The following is a 16,793-nucleotide window of genomic DNA, read 5'->3' as shown; positions in this document are numbered from 1 at the left end:
AGGCTCCCCGCTTCCGTTCGTGGCCCTTGCCTTCTCCAAAGAGTTCCGCCAAAACCCGGCCCATGATCACGATTTCCGATATTTCCGCACGTATTGCCGGCCGCCTGCTTCTCGATCACGCCAGCGTTTCGCTGCCGGCCGGCACGAAGGCCGGTCTGGTCGGTCGGAACGGAGCGGGCAAGTCCACGCTCTTTCGAGTGATCACCGGCGATTTGGCTTCGGAAAGCGGCTCGGTATCGATCCCGAAGAATGCGCGCATCGGACAGGTGGCGCAGGAAGCACCGGGAACGGAAGACGCACTGATCGAAATCGTGTTGGCTGCAGACAAGGAGCGCTCAGCGCTCCTGGCGGAAGCGCAGAACGCGACAGATCCGCATCGCATCGCCGAAATCCAGACGCGGCTAGTGGATATCGATGCGCACTCGGCAGAAGCTCGCGCCGCCAGCATCCTGGCAGGCCTCGGCTTTGACCAGGAAGCACAGTCGCGACCGGCCTCATCGTTCTCCGGCGGCTGGCGGATGCGCGTTGCCCTCGCTGCGGTTCTATTTTCCGAGCCCGACCTGCTGCTCCTCGATGAGCCAACCAACTACCTCGATCTCGAAGGCACGTTGTGGCTTGAGGATTATGTCCGTCGCTATCCGCACACGGTCATCATCATCAGCCACGACCGTGACCTGCTAAACAACGCCGTCAACTCGATCGTTCATCTGGACCAGAAGAAGCTCACGCTCTATCGCGGCGGCTACGACCAGTTCGAAAGGCAGAAGGCCGAAGCCGACGAGTTGCAGACGAAGGCACGGGCGAAGAACGAGGCGGCGCGCAAGCATCTGCAGAGCTTCATCGACCGGTTCAAGGCGAAGGCCTCCAAGGCGCGGCAGGCGCAGAGCCGTGTCAAGGCGCTGGAGCGCATGGGAACGGTGGCTGCGGTCATCGAGGACCACGTACAGCCGATCATCTTCCCGGAGCCCGAAAAGCAACCCGCCTCCCCGATCGTTGCCATTAGCGGCGGCGCCGTCGGTTACGAGCGTGGCAAGCCGATCTTGAAGGGCCTCAATCTGCGCATCGACAATGACGATCGCATCGCGCTGCTCGGCTCCAACGGCAATGGTAAATCCACCTTCGCCAAATTCATTTCTGGTCGCCTCTCGGCGGAGGCGGGCGAGGTCAAACTCGCGCCAAACCTGAAGATCGGGTTCTTCGCGCAGCATCAGCTCGAGGATCTCATTCCCGACCAGTCGGCTGTCGAGCACGTACGCCGTCTGATGCCGGAGGTCCCGGAAGCGAAGGTGCGGGCGCGTGTCGCCCAGATGGGCCTCGCGACAGAGAAGATGTCGACGGCGGCAAAGGATCTCTCCGGCGGTGAGAAAGCGCGTCTGCTGATGGGCCTTGCTGCATTTCACGCACCTAATCTCCTGATCCTCGACGAGCCGACAAACCACCTCGACATTGACAGCCGGCGAGCCCTCATTGAGGCTCTGAACGACTACGAGGGCGCTGTTATCCTGATTTCGCACGACCGCCACCTAATCGAGGCGACCGTCGATCGATTGTGGCTCGTCAACAAGGGTACCGTCACGACCTTCGAAGGCGATATGGATGAGTATCGCGACCTCATTGTCGCATCGGGAAAGAAGAAGGACGAAAAGCCTCCGATTGCAGAAGAGTCCGCCTCGAAGGCGGACCAGCGCAAGCTGAATGCCGAGAAGCGCGCATCGCTGGCGCCACTCAAGAAAAAGATCAACGAAATCGAATCCTTGACCAGCAAGCTGGAGAAACTGATTCAGGTGCTTGACGCAGAGCTTGCAGACCCGCTGCTGTACGAGAAAGCGCCCGCGAAAGCTGCCGAGAAAGCCAAGCAGCGTGGCGAAGCTGCTGCAAAGCTTGCCACGGCAGAGGAGCAATGGCTGGAGCTTTCGTCGAAATACGAAGAAGCCATGGCAGCTGGATAGTCATCGTGCCAAGCCGTGCATGGTCATTTCGCGCATGCGCCGATCTTTTTAGCTCCGCCCCATGCATCAAGTGCAGCCCGGTCCGCACTGTCGATATTTTGGCGCCATTTCTCGCTGTCAAGGCTTGCCATTGCGGCGCAGCAAATCTCAACGACTTATTCGAAATGGAATTGAAGCGTTGCCTTGCATCCCACTTTCGGTATCTGATAGGGATCACGCCTGAAATAAATCATACTTTTTGAGCAAAACACCGAACGCGAGCCACTAGCATGTCACCTATCAACCTCGCCATCGTCGGCGTCGGCAAGATCGTCCGCGACCAGCACCTTCCCTCGATCGCCAAGAACCCCGACTTCAAGCTCATTGCGACGGCGAGCCGTCACGGCACCGTCGAAGGTATCCAGAGCTTCACCGCGATCGATGCGATGCTCGACGCCGTTCCGCAGATCGACGCGGTTTCGCTGTGCATGCCCCCGCAGTATCGTTACGAAGCAGCCCACAAGGCTCTTTCAGCCGGCAAACACGTGTTCCTCGAAAAGCCTCCAGGCGCGACGTTGAGCGAAGTGGCCGATCTCGAAAGCCTTGCGGCAAGCAACGGCGTATCGTTGTTTGCCAGCTGGCATTCGCGCTACGCGGCAGCCGTTGAAGCCACCAAATCCTTCCTCGCGTCGACGACGATCAAAAGTGTTCATGTCATCTGGAAAGAAGACGTTCGCCACTGGCATCCGAACCAGGACTGGATCTGGCAGGCCGGCGGTCTCGGCGTCTTCGACCCGGGCATCAACGCCCTTTCGATCGTTACCCATATTCTGCCGAAGGCCATCTTCCTGACGGGTGCAACCCTCGAATTCCCGGAAAATCGCGACGCGCCGATTGCCGCGGATCTGCACTTCCAGAATGCTGACGGCGTGCCTGTCCATGCCGAATTCGACTGGCGACAGACCGGCAAGCAGAGCTGGGACATCCTTGCTGAAACCGAAGCTGGCCATGTGGAGCTTGCTGAGGGCGGGTCGAAGCTGTCGATCAACGGCGAACTGAAGTTTTCGGCGCCTGAAGAGGAATATCCGGCGCTTTACCGTCGCTTTGCGGAAATCGTCAAAGCCGGCAAATCCGATGTCGATCTGGCGCCGCTTCGCCACGTCGCCGATGCCTTTATGCTCGGCAGGCGCAAATTCGTCGCCGCTTTCCACGATTGACTTCAAATTGAAAAAGCCCGCTTGGTGCGGGCTTTTTCACGCTTTCTTTTCCCAACGGCCTTCCGGCGTCTGCTGCCAATAGGTGAGATTGTGTCCCTCGCCTTTCAGCTTCTTCCACTGCGCGCGGGCGCCTTCGAGCTGCTCCTGGTCGTAACCATCGAACATGAAGACGATCCGCTGATAGGGGTCGACCGGTGGCGGCTCAGCGCCATCGACGATGAATCGCACCGTTGCAGCGTTGGCATTCCCTTCGGAAATCGTAAGGAGAACGGGCTGATTTGCCGCCAGGTCCTCTTCGTCAATGCCATGCGGCAAGAAACTATCTTCCCGAAATGTCCAGAGATGCTGATTGAGCATGTCGCGCCGCCCCACCTCTTTCATTTGCACAGCGACCCGCCAGCCGCGCTCGACGCTCTTTTCGAGCAGCGGCGGGAGGGCGTCCTCCAGCTTGGCTTCCGTCAGATGGTAAAACAGGATTTCCGTCATGATTCGTAATTGGCACGCACCAGCTCGTCGAGCAGGCGCACGCCGAAGCCTGAACCCCATGACTGATTGATTTCATCCTGCGGCGAACCCATCGCCGTTCCCGCGATGTCGAGGTGCGCCCAGGGCGTCTCCTGGACAAACCGCTTCAGGAAATGCGCAGCGGTGATCGAACCCGCATGACGTCCGCCAGTGTTCTTCATGTCGGCGAACTTGCTGTCGATCATCTTGTCGTATTCCTTGCCGAGCGGCATGCGCCAAAGCTTCTCGCTCGTCGTAAGGCCGGCTGCGGTCAGCTGCGCCGAGAGCTCGTCATCGTTCGAGAACAATCCCGCATGGACATTGCCGAGCGCAACCAGAATGGCGCCTGTCAACGTTGCCAAATTGATCATGAACTTCGGCTTGAAGCGGTCGTTGCAATACCAAAGCGCATCACAAAGGACGAGCCGACCCTCAGCATCGGTATTAATGACCTCAATCGTCTGACCAGACATCGAGGTGACGATGTCGCCGGGACGTTGGGCGTTTCCATCGGGCATGTTCTCGACCAGGCCTATGATGCCAACCGCATTCACGGCAGCCTTGCGGGTCGCGAGAACCTGCATCAGACCGGTAACGGCTGCGGCGCCACCCATGTCGCCTTTCATTTCCTCCATGCCGGCAGCGGGCTTGATCGAAATGCCGCCTGTGTCAAAGACGACGCCCTTGCCAATGAAGGCGATGGGAGTTTCGCCGCTCTTGCCACCCTTCCACTGCATGACCGCCAGCCGCGGAGGCCGGACCGATCCCTGCGCCACGCCCAACAGGGCCCCCATGCCAAGCTTTTGCATCTCTTTCTCGGTGAGAATTTCCACCTCGACGCCGAACTTTTCCAGTCCGCGTGCCCTGGCGGCAAACTCCACAGGTCCCAGAACATTCGGTGGTTCATTAACGAGATCGCGCGCAAGGTTGACGCCGGCGGCAACTGCTTGAGCGGCCTTGAAGGCTTCTGCGGCCTCGGTCGCCTTAGCGGTAACGATCTTGATCACAACCTGTCCGTTTCGGCTATTGGCGTCCTCATCCTTCTTCTTGGTCTTGTAGGTGTCGAAGCTGTAGGCGCGCAAAAGCATTCCAAGCGCGAAATTAGCTGCTTCCTTTGCTCCGACGCGGGCACCGGGCGCGTCGACGAAGATCACGACCTTTTCGGCCTTATTGACCTTCGATGCGGCGACACCACCCGCCTTGAGCCACTCGTGCGCAGTCAGATCCTCTGGTTTGCCGAGCCCAACAACGATCAGCCGCTCGGCGGCCGAACCCTCCGGAGCAACGAGATCCAGTACACTCGTCGATTTGGCGGAGAAGCCGGCGATCTTTGCCGCTCTCGCGATAATACCGGTGGCGTCCGCGACCTTGGCTCCTGCGGCGAGATCGGCTCCGCTTGCCTGTAGCAGCAGCGCATAGCCACCGGCGATCTCGGCGGACGTCTCAAACGAAATATCGAACTTGGCTGACATGTCTTCTCCAGTGGGATTTCTCTAAGTCCACTCCACCCGATCATTTCGGGTTTCGCCGCCGAAGACAAGTCTTCGGCCAATGATGTGGCTGCTTAGCCAACTGCCACATCGTTGACGGGATGTCATGTTCGGCGCATATTCCTCAGGTGGTATCGAGTCCACAGGAATTGTTAGTTGATTTCGGCATTGAGATTATCGAGCGCACGACAACTTTGGCGCATTGCGGCATTGAATGGCGCTCCCGCCAGAGCGTTTATTGGCCTGTCGTGTCTCTGGTGGTTGCTGCTTCTGCTGTTTTATACCTTTCCCCAGATCGATCTCTACGTATCGACACATTTCTTCGTGCGGCAAAGCTGTAAAGCCGCCGCACTCGGGGAAAGCTGCGGCTATTTTCCATACCGGCACGAGACCTATCTCCGTCTCATCAGAGTTTTCTTGTTCCGGCTGCCCTACGTCATCGCCATCGTGATGTTGTGGAAGCTGGTCGCATGTTACTGGCACTCCGGGGCGACCTTCAATGCCGCGCGCGCCCGCGCACTGAAACTCGCTCTCGGCTCTCTGATCATTGGCCCGGTGATCTTAGTCAATCTCCTCCTCCAGGCAAATTCGGGCAGACCGCGACCATGGCAGACCCTCGAATTCGGCGGCCACCTCAATTTTGTGCAAGCCGGGTCCTGGGCCGGAAGATGCTCGTCGAACTGTTCCTTCATTTCCGGCGAAGCGGCAAGCGCTGGCTGGATGTTCTGTCTCATTTTCCTGATACCTCAGCCGGCGCGTTCCGCGCTTGCCTTCCCCCTTGTGGCAATCTCCTTTCTGTCACCGGCCATACGCGTCGCTTTCGGCGCGCACTATCTTTCAGACGCAGTTCTCGGATGGCTATCGTCTGTTGTCGTCTTCACCGGTCTTGTTGCTCTTACCGTTTCGCCACAGCCAGAAAAAAAAACTGAAAATTGAATGAATTTTCGACCCCGGCTTGTCGCAAAAGCGAACCAAAGAGCGTAGATGGATTTCGCTGCGCAGCGGCATAGGTTCGCAAATGGCGTTCAAGGGCACGCATGAAACTGCTTGAAACATACATATTCCGGCGTGTTGGCCAGATGTTTCTCGTTGCCCTTTTGCCGGTGCTCGCGATCATTTGGACGACTCAGGTTCTGCAGCGCGTCAATCTGGTTACCGACAGCGGCCAGTCGATGGGGTCATTTGCGAAGCTTGCGACGCTGATCCTTCCATCGATCATTCCGATTGTGCTGCCGTTTGCAATTGTCATTGGTGTCACACAGACGCTGACGACCATGAACAACGATTCGGAGCTGACCGTCATCGATGCGGCCGGTGCCAAGCGCAGTATCATCCTGCGCCCCATCCTCATCCTCGCCGCCGTCGTCAGCGTCTTTTCTTTTCTGGTAGACAATGTTGTCGAGCCGAAGGCCAAGACCGGCGTCCGCCAGATGGTGGCGGCTGCGTACGCGGACTTGCTCTCTACAGTGATCGAAGAGAAGAATTTTCGGCGAATCGATACCGGCCTTTATGTGCAGATATCGGAGCGATTGGCCGGGCGTGTGCTCAAGGGCCTGTTCGTGGTCGACGAACGCGACCCCGCGTTCGAGCTTATCTACTACGCACGCGAAGGTGCTGTTGATGACAAGGGCACCTCACTCATCATGCATGACGGCGAGGTTCATCGCAAAACGCCAAGCGGGGAAGTATCCGTCATTCGCTTTGATTCCTATTCGTTCGACCTCTCCGACCTGACGCAGAATCGCGGGCAGGCAACGCTTCGCGCCTCCGACCGCGAACTGCCGTTCCTGTTGAACCCCGATCCGAACGACAAGGACTACATCGACAAGCCGGGCAGCTATCGTGCGGAATTGCACCGCCGCCTGACGGACTGGGTTCTGCCGATGGTATTTGCGTTAATTTCTCTCGCTATAGCTGGCGACGCGCGCTCCCACCGCGAGGCCCGGCTACATCCGATGGTGGCCGCGCTCGTGTTTGCATTTGCAATTCGTTGGGCATCATTTTACGCAGCCAATCAGATCGACAAGGATCGGGAATATATCGGTGTGCTCTATGCGATTCCAATTGTGGCGAGCCTTCTTGCCATCGCATCTCTAGCGCACCACAAGCGTTTATCGGTGGTGTCCACAATAAGCGACCGCATCGGCGAATCTTGGCAGAGACTGTTGCGACGCTTCGCGCGCTCGCCCGACTCCTCTGCGGGAGGCGGCGCATGATCTTTGGAACACTTGGCCGTTACTTCTTCCGCCGCTATCTGCTGACCACCATGTGGTTCTTCCTCGGCGTAATTGGGATTGTCTACCTCGTCGATTTCAGTGAGACGGCCGGTCGGCTTTCTGGCCTTCCCGGCTATACCGTTACCAGTGGCCTCGTAATGACGGCCGTACGTCTGCCGCTCATCCTGCAGCAGACTATTCCCTTCATCGCCCTCTTCGTGGGGATGACTGTTCTGATCGGTCTCAACAGAAAATACGAACTGGTCGTGACGCGAGCTGCCGGCATTTCAGTCTGGCAGTTTATGTCGCCATTCCTTGCCGGCGCCTTTTTGCTCGGCGTTCTTGTCATGACGGTCCTCAATCCACTGGCTGCATGGGGACAACGCCAGGCCGCCATTGTCGAGAGCAACTTGCGCGGAGAAATTTCGACCCCCAACGCCGCGCCACAGGTTCCTTGGATCCGCCAGATCAGCGGCCAGGACGACGTGATCATCGGAGCACATACTATTCTGGAGAACGGTACGGCGCTCATGGACGCCGTATTCGTCCATTTCGATTCGACTGGTCACATCATCCTCCGACAGGACGCCGCGTCGGCAAAATTGGAAGATGGTTACTGGCTTCTTAAGAGTGTGGTCGAGCGCAAGCCGGGTGAAATCGCCGCCCGCAAGGATGAGGTGCGAATCCGCACCAATTTGAAACGAGATTTCCTGCAGCAGAGGCTTACGGCCCCTGAAACCATTGGTTTTTTTGATCTTTCGAGCCGAATCGATGCAGCGAAGTCTTTCGGCATCCCGACCAAGGCTCTGGAGACCCAATTTCACTCATTGTTGTCCCAACCACTGCTGCTTGTCGCCATGACTCTCATTGCTGCAACAGTGTCCCTAAAATTTAGCCGGTTTAACCAATCGAGGTCGGTGATTCTGGGTGGAATCCTTTCGGGCTTCGTGCTTTATGTCGTTACCGTGCTTGTAAAAGCATTCGGAAGCAGTGGGGTTGTCCCGCCTTTCGTGGCGACGTGGATTCCGGTCATCGTTGCCTTGGCTTTGGGTGCAACAATTCTGCTTCATCAGGAGGATGGCTAGTGGCGGCAGGCGACCGCAAGACTTTTAGTAAACAGTTGGTTGCCCTGTTCGTAGGCGCGGCCCTGTCTACCTATTCCAACGGCTTTCCTGCTGCTTTTGCCCAGGATGCCTTACAAAATCTGAGGCCCAACGTATCGGGCGACGCGCGGCTGATTCTGTCGGCAAACGAACTCGTCTATAACAAGGACGCACAGATCGTTTCCGCCATCGGCGGCGTGCAGATCAACTACGCCGGCTACAAAATGGTAGCGCAGCGCGTCGAATATAATCAGCAGACCGGTCGCCTGATGGCGCTTGGCAACGTCGAGCTCGTGGGGCCCGACGGAAACCGCATGTACGCCGACAAGCTCGACGTCACAGACGATTTTGCAAACGGCTTCGTAAACGCCCTCAGAATAGAGACCCCCGACAATACACGCCTGGTTGCGGAAACCGGCGAGCGCGTCGGCGGCACGCAAATGATCCTGAACAAGGGTGTGTATACCGCCTGTTTGCCTTGCGCCGAGAACCCGGAACGGCCTCCCTTCTGGCAGGTCAAGGCGGAGCGCGTCATCCAGAACGGCGAGAAGCATACGATTCGGCTCGAGAAGGCGCGCTTTGAGCTCCTCGGCCATCCACTCGCCTACGTCCCTTGGATCGAGGTTCCTGACAATACCGTGAAGCGGAAGTCCGGCTTTCTCTTCCCTAGCTTCGTCACGGCACAAAACCTCGGCTTTGGCGTATCTGTCCCCTATTACTACGTCATTTCGCCGAGCAGCGATGTCACGGTGACGGGAACGGGTTTCACCACCCAAGGGTTCCTGCTCGACGCAGAATATCGTCAGCGATACGAAAATGGCACGCACATCCTGCGGATGGCGGGTATCAACCAGCTCAGCCCGGGTACCTTCACGGAAGGCACCAGTGACGCTGAAAATGACTTCCGTGGCGTTGTAGCGTCCAAGGGAGATTTTAGAATCAACCCCCGCTGGACGTTCGGCTGGGATGTTATGGCGCAGAGCGACAATAACTTTGCTCGCACCTATAAGCTCAAAGGGCTGGACAACTCCACGCAGACAAATCAGGTCTATCTGACGGGCCTCGGCAAGCGGAATTTCTTCGATCTGCGATCGTTCTATTTCGACGTGCAGAATGCCGATCCGAACAACGTCGCCGAGAAACAGCAGGCGATCGTCTATCCGGTGATAGATTACCATTTTGTCGCGCCGCAGCCGCTTGCTGGCGGTGAGCTCTCGGCAGATGTCAATCTCACAAACCTCTCACGCACCCACGATGATTTCTACAGTGTCGCGGGCTTTGACCGATTCCGCGGTCTCGAGGGCCAGACCTCCCGCCTGACCGGCGAACTGGAATGGAAGCGTACGTTTGTCACGCCACAGGGATTCCTGATCACGCCGTTGCTCGCCGCGCGCGGCGATGCCTTGGCATTGAACATGACGCCGCCGCCGACTTCCGGAACGTTCGCCTATGATGGCAATTATGACGACAGCAGTTCAGCGACGCGTTCAATGTTTACCGCCGGGTTGGAGATGCGTTATCCGATCCTCGGGACGACGGAAAACAGCACACACCTGTTCGAACCTATCGTGCAGATCTATGCACGCCCCGACGAACGCCTTGCCGGTGCGCTTCCGAACGAAGACGCGCAGAGCTTCGTCTTCGATGCAACCAATCTCTTCGAGCGTGACAAATTCTCCGGCTACGACCGCATTGAAGGCGGCACTCGCGCGAACGTAGGTTTTCAGTACACTGGCACTTTCGACAACGGCTACAAGTTGCACGGTATCTTCGGCCAGTCCTACCAGCTCGGCGGTCAGAATTCGTTTGACACTGCCGATCTCGTGAATGTTGGCGCAGATTCCGGCCTCGAGAGTGACGTCTCAGACTTCGTCGGTCTCGGTGGGATTGAAACGCCGCAGGGCCTTGCTCTCGCTGCTTCTTACCGGCTCGATGAAAAAGACCTGGCTTTCCGCCGTGGCGATGTGACAGCCGGTTTCCAGACCGACAACTTCCAAAGCCAGCTCATTTACACGCATATTTCAGCGCAACCGGAATACGGCTTTGCTGAAAACAATGATGAGATCCAGGCCAAGGGGACTGTCAAGCTCAAAGATTATTGGTCGGTATTTGGCGGCGTGGCTTGGGACCTCCAGGACAACTCCCTCGTGAGGGAAACATTCGGTCTTTCCTATGAGGACGAGTGCACCATCTTCACGATCGCATATACGAGCAAACGGGACACCAGCTCCGAATCCGCTAGCGATTGGACTATTGGCGCCAGGTTGACCTTCCGAACGCTCGGCGACATCAATCTCGGCAATGCGGTGGACACCAGCACAACCATTTACCAGAATTGATCGACAGTTCTTTGGTACGGCGAAAGAGAGGGCCTTTCTTTCGCCGTAAGGCTATGCAGGACATTGTCGTCAGTTTTGATCCAGGGCATATGCTGAATTTTCAATTTAGAGCGGCAATGCCCGTTTGGTCTCGGGAAGGTATGCGCGCCGCGACGTGAATGCGCGGCGTCAATGGGAAGGGTCGATAGATGATTGGCGCAAGAAAAACCGTAACGACAATGATTGCCGGCGCGGCTTTCGCGATGCTGGCGGCTTTTGCCTCGCCTGAGGCCGGCTCAGCGTTCGCGGCAAGCGAAGTGAGGGTGGTCGTCAACGGTACTGCAATTACAAGCGGTGATGTTGCCAAGCGTCAGGCCTTCCTCAGGCTGCAACATCAGAACGCCGACGCCAAGGCCGCCGAAGAGCAACTGATCGACCAGACACTGAAGCAGCAGGAAATCGCGCGCGTTCGAATGTCGGTTTCCACAGACGACGTCAATGCATCGTTCGCGCGGTTTGCCGCCGGCAACAAGCTGACGACAGATCAGATGACGCAAATTCTCGATCGCGCCGGCGTTGGTGTCGATCACTTCAAGGCCTTCATCGCCGTGCAGATGAGCTGGCCACGCCTTGTCAACGCGCGTTACGGCGCGAACAATCGTATGTCGAACGCCGACCTCGTCTCGCGCATGATGGAGAACAAGCAGAAGCCGGAAACCACCGAATATATTCTGCAACAGATGATTTTCGTCGTCCCTGCCAGCAAGAAGGGCATCGTCGGCCAGCGCAAGAGCGAAGCCGAGGCATCGCGTTCGAAGTATCCGGGTTGCGACCAGGCCAGGGTGTTTGCCGCAACGATGCGCGATGTATCGGTGCGCGACCTAGGTCGCGTTCTCGCACCGGAACTTCCGGCAGAGTGGAAGCCGCTTGTCGAGCAGGCCAAGGGCAATACGACGGCGACGCGCGTAACAGACAGGGGCGTCGAATACATCGCAATCTGCAGCCAGCGCCAGGTTTCCGACGACCAGGCTGCCGAAATGGTGTTCCGCCAGGAGGACCTCGACAAAGCGAAGGCTGGCAAGAATGCGCCTCCGGAGAACCCGAACGCCAAGAAATACCTCGATGAGCTGCGCAACAAGGCGCAGATCATGCGTCCCTGAACGAGATGACGATCTCGTTCTCGCGCCCGCTCGCGCTTAGTCAGGGCGATCCGGCCGGAGTCGGCCCCGACATCACACTACTGGCATGGATGCGACGGCGGGAGCTGGGGCTCCCTCCTTTCGTGTTTATCGGCGACCCTGATGTATTGGCGCAGCGTGCCAGGCTGCTTAGCCTGACAGTTGCCATTCGCGAGACAGATTGTGCCGGCGCCAACGACATCTTTGCCAATGCCCTCCCCGTGCTTCCGATCCCTGCAGGCATCGAGGTTGTGGCAGGCGAGCCCCATGTCGCCACCGCGAGGACAACGATCGCGGCAATCGAAAAGGCCGTGTCGCTGACGATCTCGAATGAAGCCCTTGGCGTTGTCACCAATCCGATTGCCAAGTCTGTTCTTTACGAGTCCGGTTTTCCTTTCCCAGGGCACACGGAGTTTCTGGCAGATCTCGCAGCACGCGCGACGGGACAAAGTACCATACCGGTGATGATGCTCGCTGGTCCAAAGCTGCGTGCCATTCCGGTAACCATCCATATTCCTCTCAAGGATGTGCCGAAGGCGTTGACAGCCGAGCTTATCATCCAGACCTGCCGGATCGCGGATGCAGACCTCAGGCGTCGTTTCGGGATCGAGCAGCCGCGGCTTGCGATTGCCGGTCTCAATCCGCATGCCGGAGAAGACGGCACGATTGGCAAGGAGGATGAAACGGTCATCAAGCCGGCCATTCAATTCTTGAGATCCGAAGGCATCAATGCGATCGGGCCCCTACCCGCCGACACCATGTTTCACGACGAAGCCCGGGCACGCTACGACGTCGCGGTCTGTATGTACCACGACCAGGCCCTGATCCCGGCCAAGGCGCTAGGGTTCGACGATACCGTAAACGTAACGCTGGGATTGCCATTCGTGCGCACCTCGCCCGATCATGGCACTGCCTTCGGCATTGCCGGGAAGGGGCTTGCGCGCGAAGGTAGCCTCGTCGCTGCCCTGAAGCTTGCCGGTCACCTCGGGCGGACCGCGGAAGGGCGCCTTTGATGGCTGCCTTGGACGGGCTTCCACCGCTTCGCGACGTCATTCAACGCCATGGCCTCGATGCAAAGAAGGCCCTTGGGCAGAACTTTTTGCTCGATCTCAACCTGACGCAGAAGGTTGCCCGAACCGCCGGCTCCTTGGAAGGCGTCACCGTTTTTGAGGTCGGCCCGGGTCCCGGCGGCCTGACGCGCGCCATCCTTGCGCTGGGCGCAAAGAAGGTCATCGCCGTCGAGCGCGATTCTCGCTGCTTGCCGGCGCTTTCGGAAATTGCCGAACACTATCCGGAGCGGCTCGAGGTCCTTGAAGGAGACGCGTTGAAGACCGACTTCGAAGCCTTGGCGACCGAGGGCCCGGTGAAGATCATTGCCAACCTGCCCTACAATGTCGGGACGCAGTTGCTGGTCAATTGGATCCTGCCGAAACAGTGGCCGCCTTTCTGGGAATCGCTGACGCTGATGTTCCAGAAGGAAGTAGGCGAACGCGTCGTCGCGACCGAAGATGGCGATCACTATGGACGGCTTGGCGTGCTCTGCGGATGGCGTACGAACGCGCGAATGGCGTTTGACATACCGCCGCAGGCGTTTACGCCACCACCGAAAGTCACGTCGACGGTCGTCCATCTGACACCGAACGAGAACCCGATCCCTTGCTCGGTGGCCAATTTGGAAAAGGTCACTCAGGCAGCCTTTGGCCAGCGCCGCAAAATGCTGCGGCAAAGCCTCAAGGCCCTCGGGGGCGAAGCCTTGCTCAACAAGGCGGACATAGATCCTCAGCGACGGGCCGAGACGCTTTCAGTTGCCGAGTTCGTACGGCTGGCTAATTGTCTCTAGGCTATGTGCCGGTCCTTCGGCAGCCCTAAACGATAGCTTTGACCTTTGGACATAAATGGAGGCGCGCCGCTGTCAGGGGGGCCGCCCGTCGACTGCTGATCTTAAAGCTTCGGCTCTTCAGTCAGCAATCCGTTGACGAAATCGAACAGGCCATGGCGCCGGTCGCGGCGGACGCGCTCTGCATTGACGATGCAGCTCACGTTGCGAAAAGCCTCGTCGAGATCGTCATTCACGATGACGTAGTCATACTCGCGCCAGCGTTCGATCTCCGCGCGGGAATTCAGAAGACGCGTACGAATGACCTCTTCCGAATCCTCTGCGCGACGATGCAAGCGTGACTGCAGTTCGGTCATGGTGGGGGGCAGCACGAAGATCGAGACGATATCGGCCTTCATCTTGTCCTGAAGCTGCAGCGCGCCTTGCCAGTCGATATCGAACAGCATGTCGCGACCTTCGGCCATCGCCGATTCTACAGGCTCCCGCGGTGTGCCGTAGAAATTGCCGTGCACCTCCGCCCACTCGAGCAGATCACCCGCGTCGCGCATCCTCTCGAACTGTGGGACGGTGATGAAGTGGTAGTGCTTACCAGCGATTTCGCTTGGTCGCTTGGCTCTTGTCGTAACGCTCACAGAGATTTCCAGGCTATGATCGTCCCTGAGGAGATTGCCTGCAATCGTCGACTTGCCTGCCCCAGACGGCGAAGACAGGACAAGCATCAGCCCGCGCCGGGCGATTTTGGTGGGTGTGCTCGACTGGGCCGGGCTCATGTATCACTCCAGATTCTGGACCTGCTCGCGGAACTGGTCGATGACGACTTTCAGCTCGATACCGGCGGCTGTAACCGCCGCAGCATTCGATTTCGAGCAGATCGTATTCGATTCTCGGTTAAATTCCTGTGCAAGGAAATCGAGTTTACGCCCGACGGGGCCGCCCTTGCCGAGGAGGTCGCGGGCGGCAACCACATGCGCCTTCAGGCGATCGATCTCTTCACGGAGATCCGCCTTCGTAGCGAGTAGAGCAGCCTCAGCATGCAGCCTCTCGCGATCCAGCGTTCCCGACCCATCCATCAGCATTGCTACCTGCGCAGCCAACCGGGTAGCAATCTCCTGCGGAGAGCGGGAGGGATCACGCTCGATCATCAGTGTCAGTCCCTCGATCGTCGAGACATGGTCGAGCAGTATGCGCGCCAATGCGGCACCCTCAAGCTCCCTCATCTGACGCAGATCGGAAAGGGCTGCAATCAAACCTGCCACGACGTCGGCATCGCGCGCCGCGATCGCTTCGTCGCCGTCTTCGCTGTCCCGGAATTCGATAATGCCTCGGATGGAGAGCAAAGTATCGAGTTGCAACGGCGCGGGATCGATGATGCCGCCAAGCTGGTCACGCAAAGCGAGCACTGCGGAGAGGGCTTCCTGGTTGAGAACGGTTTCGGTGCGGCTCTCGCCAGCAGAGAGGGAAAGCGACGCCTGCATATTGCCGCGGCTAAAGTGCTCGCCGGCAAGACGGCGCACGTCATTCTCCATGCGCTCTAGCCCCGGCGGGAGACGCAACCGCAGATCCAGGCCTTTGCCGTTAACCGAGCGCAGTTCCCAGGCCCAACGCCAACGGCCGCTGGTGCCTTCACGACGCGCAAAACCAGTCATGGACTGCAAAGCCATGCGAGTCTCCCAAAATCAGTTCGTCTTCTTTTTCTTCTGTGCAGCAGGCGCGGCGGGCGTGTCCGGCTGCGTCGGGCTCTCGGGCTGTCCGTCCACTATGATATTCGGGTCGGCGCCCTTGGCGGCTTCCAGTTGGCGCCAGCGTTTAACGTTGGCATTATGCTCTTCAAGGGTGGCCGCGAAAACATGACCGCCAGAACCGTCGGCAACGAAGTACAGATCCTGCGTCTTCCACGGATTGGCGACAGCCTCAAGCGCATCTCGGCCCGGATTGGCGATCGGCGTCGGAGGAAGCCCCTTGATGACGTAGGTGTTGTAGGGCGTTTCCTTCTTGAGGTCCGATTGATAGATAGGGCGATCTGTCGGCTTTCCATCGCCACCGAATAGTCCGTAGATGATCGTCGGGTCGGATTGAAGGCGCATCCCTTTTGCCAACCGGTTGAGGAAGACAGAGGCAACATGGGCGCGCTCGTCGGCAACGCCGGTTTCCTTTTCGACGATCGAAGCAAGGATGACCAGTTCGTCCTTTGACTTGAGCTGCAAGGACGGGTCGCGCTTTTCCCAAACCTGATCGACCAGCTTCTGCTGTGCCGCAGCCATCTGCTCGATCAGCTCAGCCCGCTTCGTTCCGCGCGAGAACTTGTAAGTATCGGGACGCAAGCTTCCTTCGGCCGGGACAACTGCTGGCAGGTCGCCTTCCAGCACAGCATCCTCGTTCAGGCGGTTGAACATCTGGCGGACGGTGAGCCCCTCCGGAAACGCGACGGAATAAAGGATTGACTTCCCCGATTTCAGCAGTTCCATGATGTCGTTCATGGAAGCATGTGCCTTGATCTCGTACTCGCCCGCTTTCAGGCTCTCGCCGTCATCGAGATGAGTCGCCGTGAGGTAACGGAAGATACGCGCGTCCGAGACGATGTTGTTGCGTTCCAGGCTTGCGGCAATCTCGGCGACGCCCGCACCGTTTCGCACGATGAAATTCGTATTCGTCTCGAGCGGGCCGGGATTCTGGTAGGCAGAGATTGCGTAATAAAAGAGGAAGACGGCCGCTGCACAGCCGAGTACAATCAGCGTCATCAGGAAGTTCAGGAAAATGATCACCTGACTGCGCGCCTTTTTCGACCGCTTCGGCGGCTCAGGCACGCGCTCCGGCCGAAGCGCCTCGCTTGGCGACTTCGGAATGATCGGCCCGCTCTGCGTCTGCTGGCTCATCTCGCCGACCGTCCCGTTGTTCTGGTTCGTATCGTTCACCGGCAATCCCCTAAACTTGGCCTCAAGTCCCGCTTCTTGCTAAGCAATGCGGCAAAATGCAGGTGGGGCCGCGCCGCGCAAGGTGCAACC

Annotated in this window: 14 protein-coding genes; 9 read left to right on the top strand and 5 right to left on the bottom strand. The window is 58.3% G+C overall.

The window, feature by feature from the left end:
• Window positions 1-62: 62 nt before the first annotated feature.
• Together BN77_RS10330 and BN77_RS10325 are read left to right on the top strand one after the other, a co-directional pair.
• Complete coding sequence (locus BN77_RS10330; RefSeq protein ID WP_007531365.1) at window positions 63-1,949, top strand: ABC-F family ATP-binding cassette domain-containing protein; 1,887 nt, start codon at window positions 63-65, stop codon at window positions 1,947-1,949.
• Between the two features lie 269 nt (window positions 1,950-2,218).
• On the top strand, window positions 2,219-3,145 hold the full coding sequence (locus tag BN77_RS10325; RefSeq protein WP_007531362.1) for a Gfo/Idh/MocA family protein: 927 nt from the start codon (window positions 2,219-2,221) through the stop codon (window positions 3,143-3,145).
• 36 nt (window positions 3,146-3,181) lie between these two features.
• Here the strand turns inward: BN77_RS10325 and BN77_RS10320 are convergent, their stop codons facing one another.
• Together BN77_RS10320 and BN77_RS10315 are read right to left on the bottom strand one after the other, a co-directional pair.
• On the bottom strand, window positions 3,182-3,631 hold the full coding sequence (locus BN77_RS10320; RefSeq protein WP_007531360.1) for a DNA polymerase III subunit chi: 450 nt from the start codon (window positions 3,629-3,631) through the stop codon (window positions 3,182-3,184).
• Window positions 3,628-5,121: a leucyl aminopeptidase gene (locus tag BN77_RS10315; RefSeq protein ID WP_007531358.1), complete on the bottom strand. Its 1,494-nt coding sequence runs from the start codon at window positions 5,119-5,121 to the stop codon at window positions 3,628-3,630. The genes BN77_RS10320 and BN77_RS10315 overlap by 4 nt, the downstream gene beginning before the upstream one ends.
• Before the next feature lie 228 nt (window positions 5,122-5,349).
• Here BN77_RS10315 and BN77_RS10310 point away from each other — a divergent pair, with 228 nt between their 5' ends.
• The 7 genes from BN77_RS10310 to rsmA all read left to right on the top strand — a co-directional run bounded on the left by BN77_RS10310 (window position 5,350) and on the right by rsmA (window position 13,794).
• Window positions 5,350-6,075, top strand: coding sequence for a phosphatase PAP2 family protein (locus BN77_RS10310; protein WP_051177179.1), 726 nt, complete (start codon window positions 5,350-5,352; stop codon window positions 6,073-6,075).
• Between the two features lie 101 nt (window positions 6,076-6,176).
• A complete protein-coding gene (gene lptF, locus BN77_RS10305; RefSeq protein ID WP_007531353.1) occupies window positions 6,177-7,355 on the top strand; it encodes an LPS export ABC transporter permease LptF in 1,179 nt (392 codons plus the stop codon).
• Window positions 7,352-8,440 (top strand): LPS export ABC transporter permease LptG, encoded by a 1,089-nt coding sequence (gene lptG, locus BN77_RS10300; protein ID WP_007531351.1) that lies wholly within the window; start codon window positions 7,352-7,354, stop codon window positions 8,438-8,440. Before lptF ends, lptG begins: the two co-directional genes overlap by 4 nt.
• Complete coding sequence (locus tag BN77_RS10295; RefSeq protein WP_007531348.1) at window positions 8,440-10,797, top strand: LPS-assembly protein LptD; 2,358 nt, start codon at window positions 8,440-8,442, stop codon at window positions 10,795-10,797. Before lptG ends, BN77_RS10295 begins: the two co-directional genes overlap by 1 nt.
• Window positions 10,798-10,985: 188 nt before the next feature.
• On the top strand, window positions 10,986-11,936 hold the full coding sequence (locus BN77_RS10290; protein ID WP_007531346.1) for a SurA N-terminal domain-containing protein: 951 nt from the start codon (window positions 10,986-10,988) through the stop codon (window positions 11,934-11,936).
• Between the two features lie 5 nt (window positions 11,937-11,941).
• Complete coding sequence (gene pdxA / locus BN77_RS10285) at window positions 11,942-12,967, top strand: 4-hydroxythreonine-4-phosphate dehydrogenase PdxA (RefSeq protein WP_007531345.1); 1,026 nt, start codon at window positions 11,942-11,944, stop codon at window positions 12,965-12,967.
• Window positions 12,967-13,794 carry a 16S rRNA (adenine(1518)-N(6)/adenine(1519)-N(6))-dimethyltransferase RsmA gene (gene rsmA, locus BN77_RS10280; RefSeq protein WP_007531343.1) on the top strand — a complete coding sequence of 276 codons (828 nt, stop codon included), beginning with the start codon at window positions 12,967-12,969 and terminating at the stop codon, window positions 13,792-13,794. The genes pdxA and rsmA overlap by 1 nt, the downstream gene beginning before the upstream one ends.
• A 101-nt stretch (window positions 13,795-13,895) precedes the next feature.
• Here rsmA and gmk read toward each other — a convergent pair whose 3' ends face one another.
• The 3 genes from gmk to mltG are packed head-to-tail and all read right to left on the bottom strand — an operon-like array spanning window position 13,896 to window position 16,664.
• The gene (gene gmk, locus BN77_RS10275; RefSeq protein ID WP_007531341.1) at window positions 13,896-14,561 is read right to left on the bottom strand and encodes a guanylate kinase; all 666 of its coding nucleotides are present in this window, start codon (window positions 14,559-14,561) and stop codon (window positions 13,896-13,898) included.
• Window positions 14,562-14,564: 3 nt separating this feature from the next.
• Window positions 14,565-15,452, bottom strand: a complete 888-nt coding sequence (locus BN77_RS10270) for a YicC/YloC family endoribonuclease (protein WP_007531338.1) — start codon at window positions 15,450-15,452, stop codon at window positions 14,565-14,567.
• 15 nt (window positions 15,453-15,467) lie between these two features.
• Window positions 15,468-16,664, bottom strand: coding sequence for an endolytic transglycosylase MltG (gene mltG, locus BN77_RS10265; RefSeq protein ID WP_244426210.1), 1,197 nt, complete (start codon window positions 16,662-16,664; stop codon window positions 15,468-15,470).
• Between the last annotated feature and the right edge of the window lie 129 nt (window positions 16,665-16,793).

The organism is Rhizobium mesoamericanum STM3625 (genome assembly GCF_000312665.1).
GTDB lineage: Bacteria > Pseudomonadota > Alphaproteobacteria > Rhizobiales > Rhizobiaceae > Rhizobium > Rhizobium mesoamericanum.
This window is presented reverse-complemented; position numbering and strand designations above follow the sequence as displayed.

Coding starts and splice junctions, on each gene's coding strand:
- gmk (WP_007531341.1), bottom strand. CDS start 14,561: ATGAGCCCGGCCCAGTCGAGCACACCCACCAAAATCGCCCGGCGCGGG.
- lptG (WP_007531351.1), top strand. CDS start 7,352: ATGATCTTTGGAACACTTGGCCGTTACTTCTTCCGCCGCTATCTGCTG.
- lptF (WP_007531353.1), top strand. CDS start 6,177: ATGAAACTGCTTGAAACATACATATTCCGGCGTGTTGGCCAGATGTTT.
- BN77_RS10270 (WP_007531338.1), bottom strand. CDS start 15,452: ATGGCTTTGCAGTCCATGACTGGTTTTGCGCGTCGTGAAGGCACCAGC.
- BN77_RS10325 (WP_007531362.1), top strand. CDS start 2,219: ATGTCACCTATCAACCTCGCCATCGTCGGCGTCGGCAAGATCGTCCGC.
- BN77_RS10290 (WP_007531346.1), top strand. CDS start 10,986: ATGATTGGCGCAAGAAAAACCGTAACGACAATGATTGCCGGCGCGGCT.
- BN77_RS10330 (WP_007531365.1), top strand. CDS start 63: ATGATCACGATTTCCGATATTTCCGCACGTATTGCCGGCCGCCTGCTT.
- BN77_RS10315 (WP_007531358.1), bottom strand. CDS start 5,121: ATGTCAGCCAAGTTCGATATTTCGTTTGAGACGTCCGCCGAGATCGCC.
- rsmA (WP_007531343.1), top strand. CDS start 12,967: ATGGCTGCCTTGGACGGGCTTCCACCGCTTCGCGACGTCATTCAACGC.
- pdxA (WP_007531345.1), top strand. CDS start 11,942: ATGACGATCTCGTTCTCGCGCCCGCTCGCGCTTAGTCAGGGCGATCCG.
- mltG (WP_244426210.1), bottom strand. CDS start 16,664: ATGAGCCAGCAGACGCAGAGCGGGCCGATCATTCCGAAGTCGCCAAGC.
- BN77_RS10320 (WP_007531360.1), bottom strand. CDS start 3,631: ATGACGGAAATCCTGTTTTACCATCTGACGGAAGCCAAGCTGGAGGAC.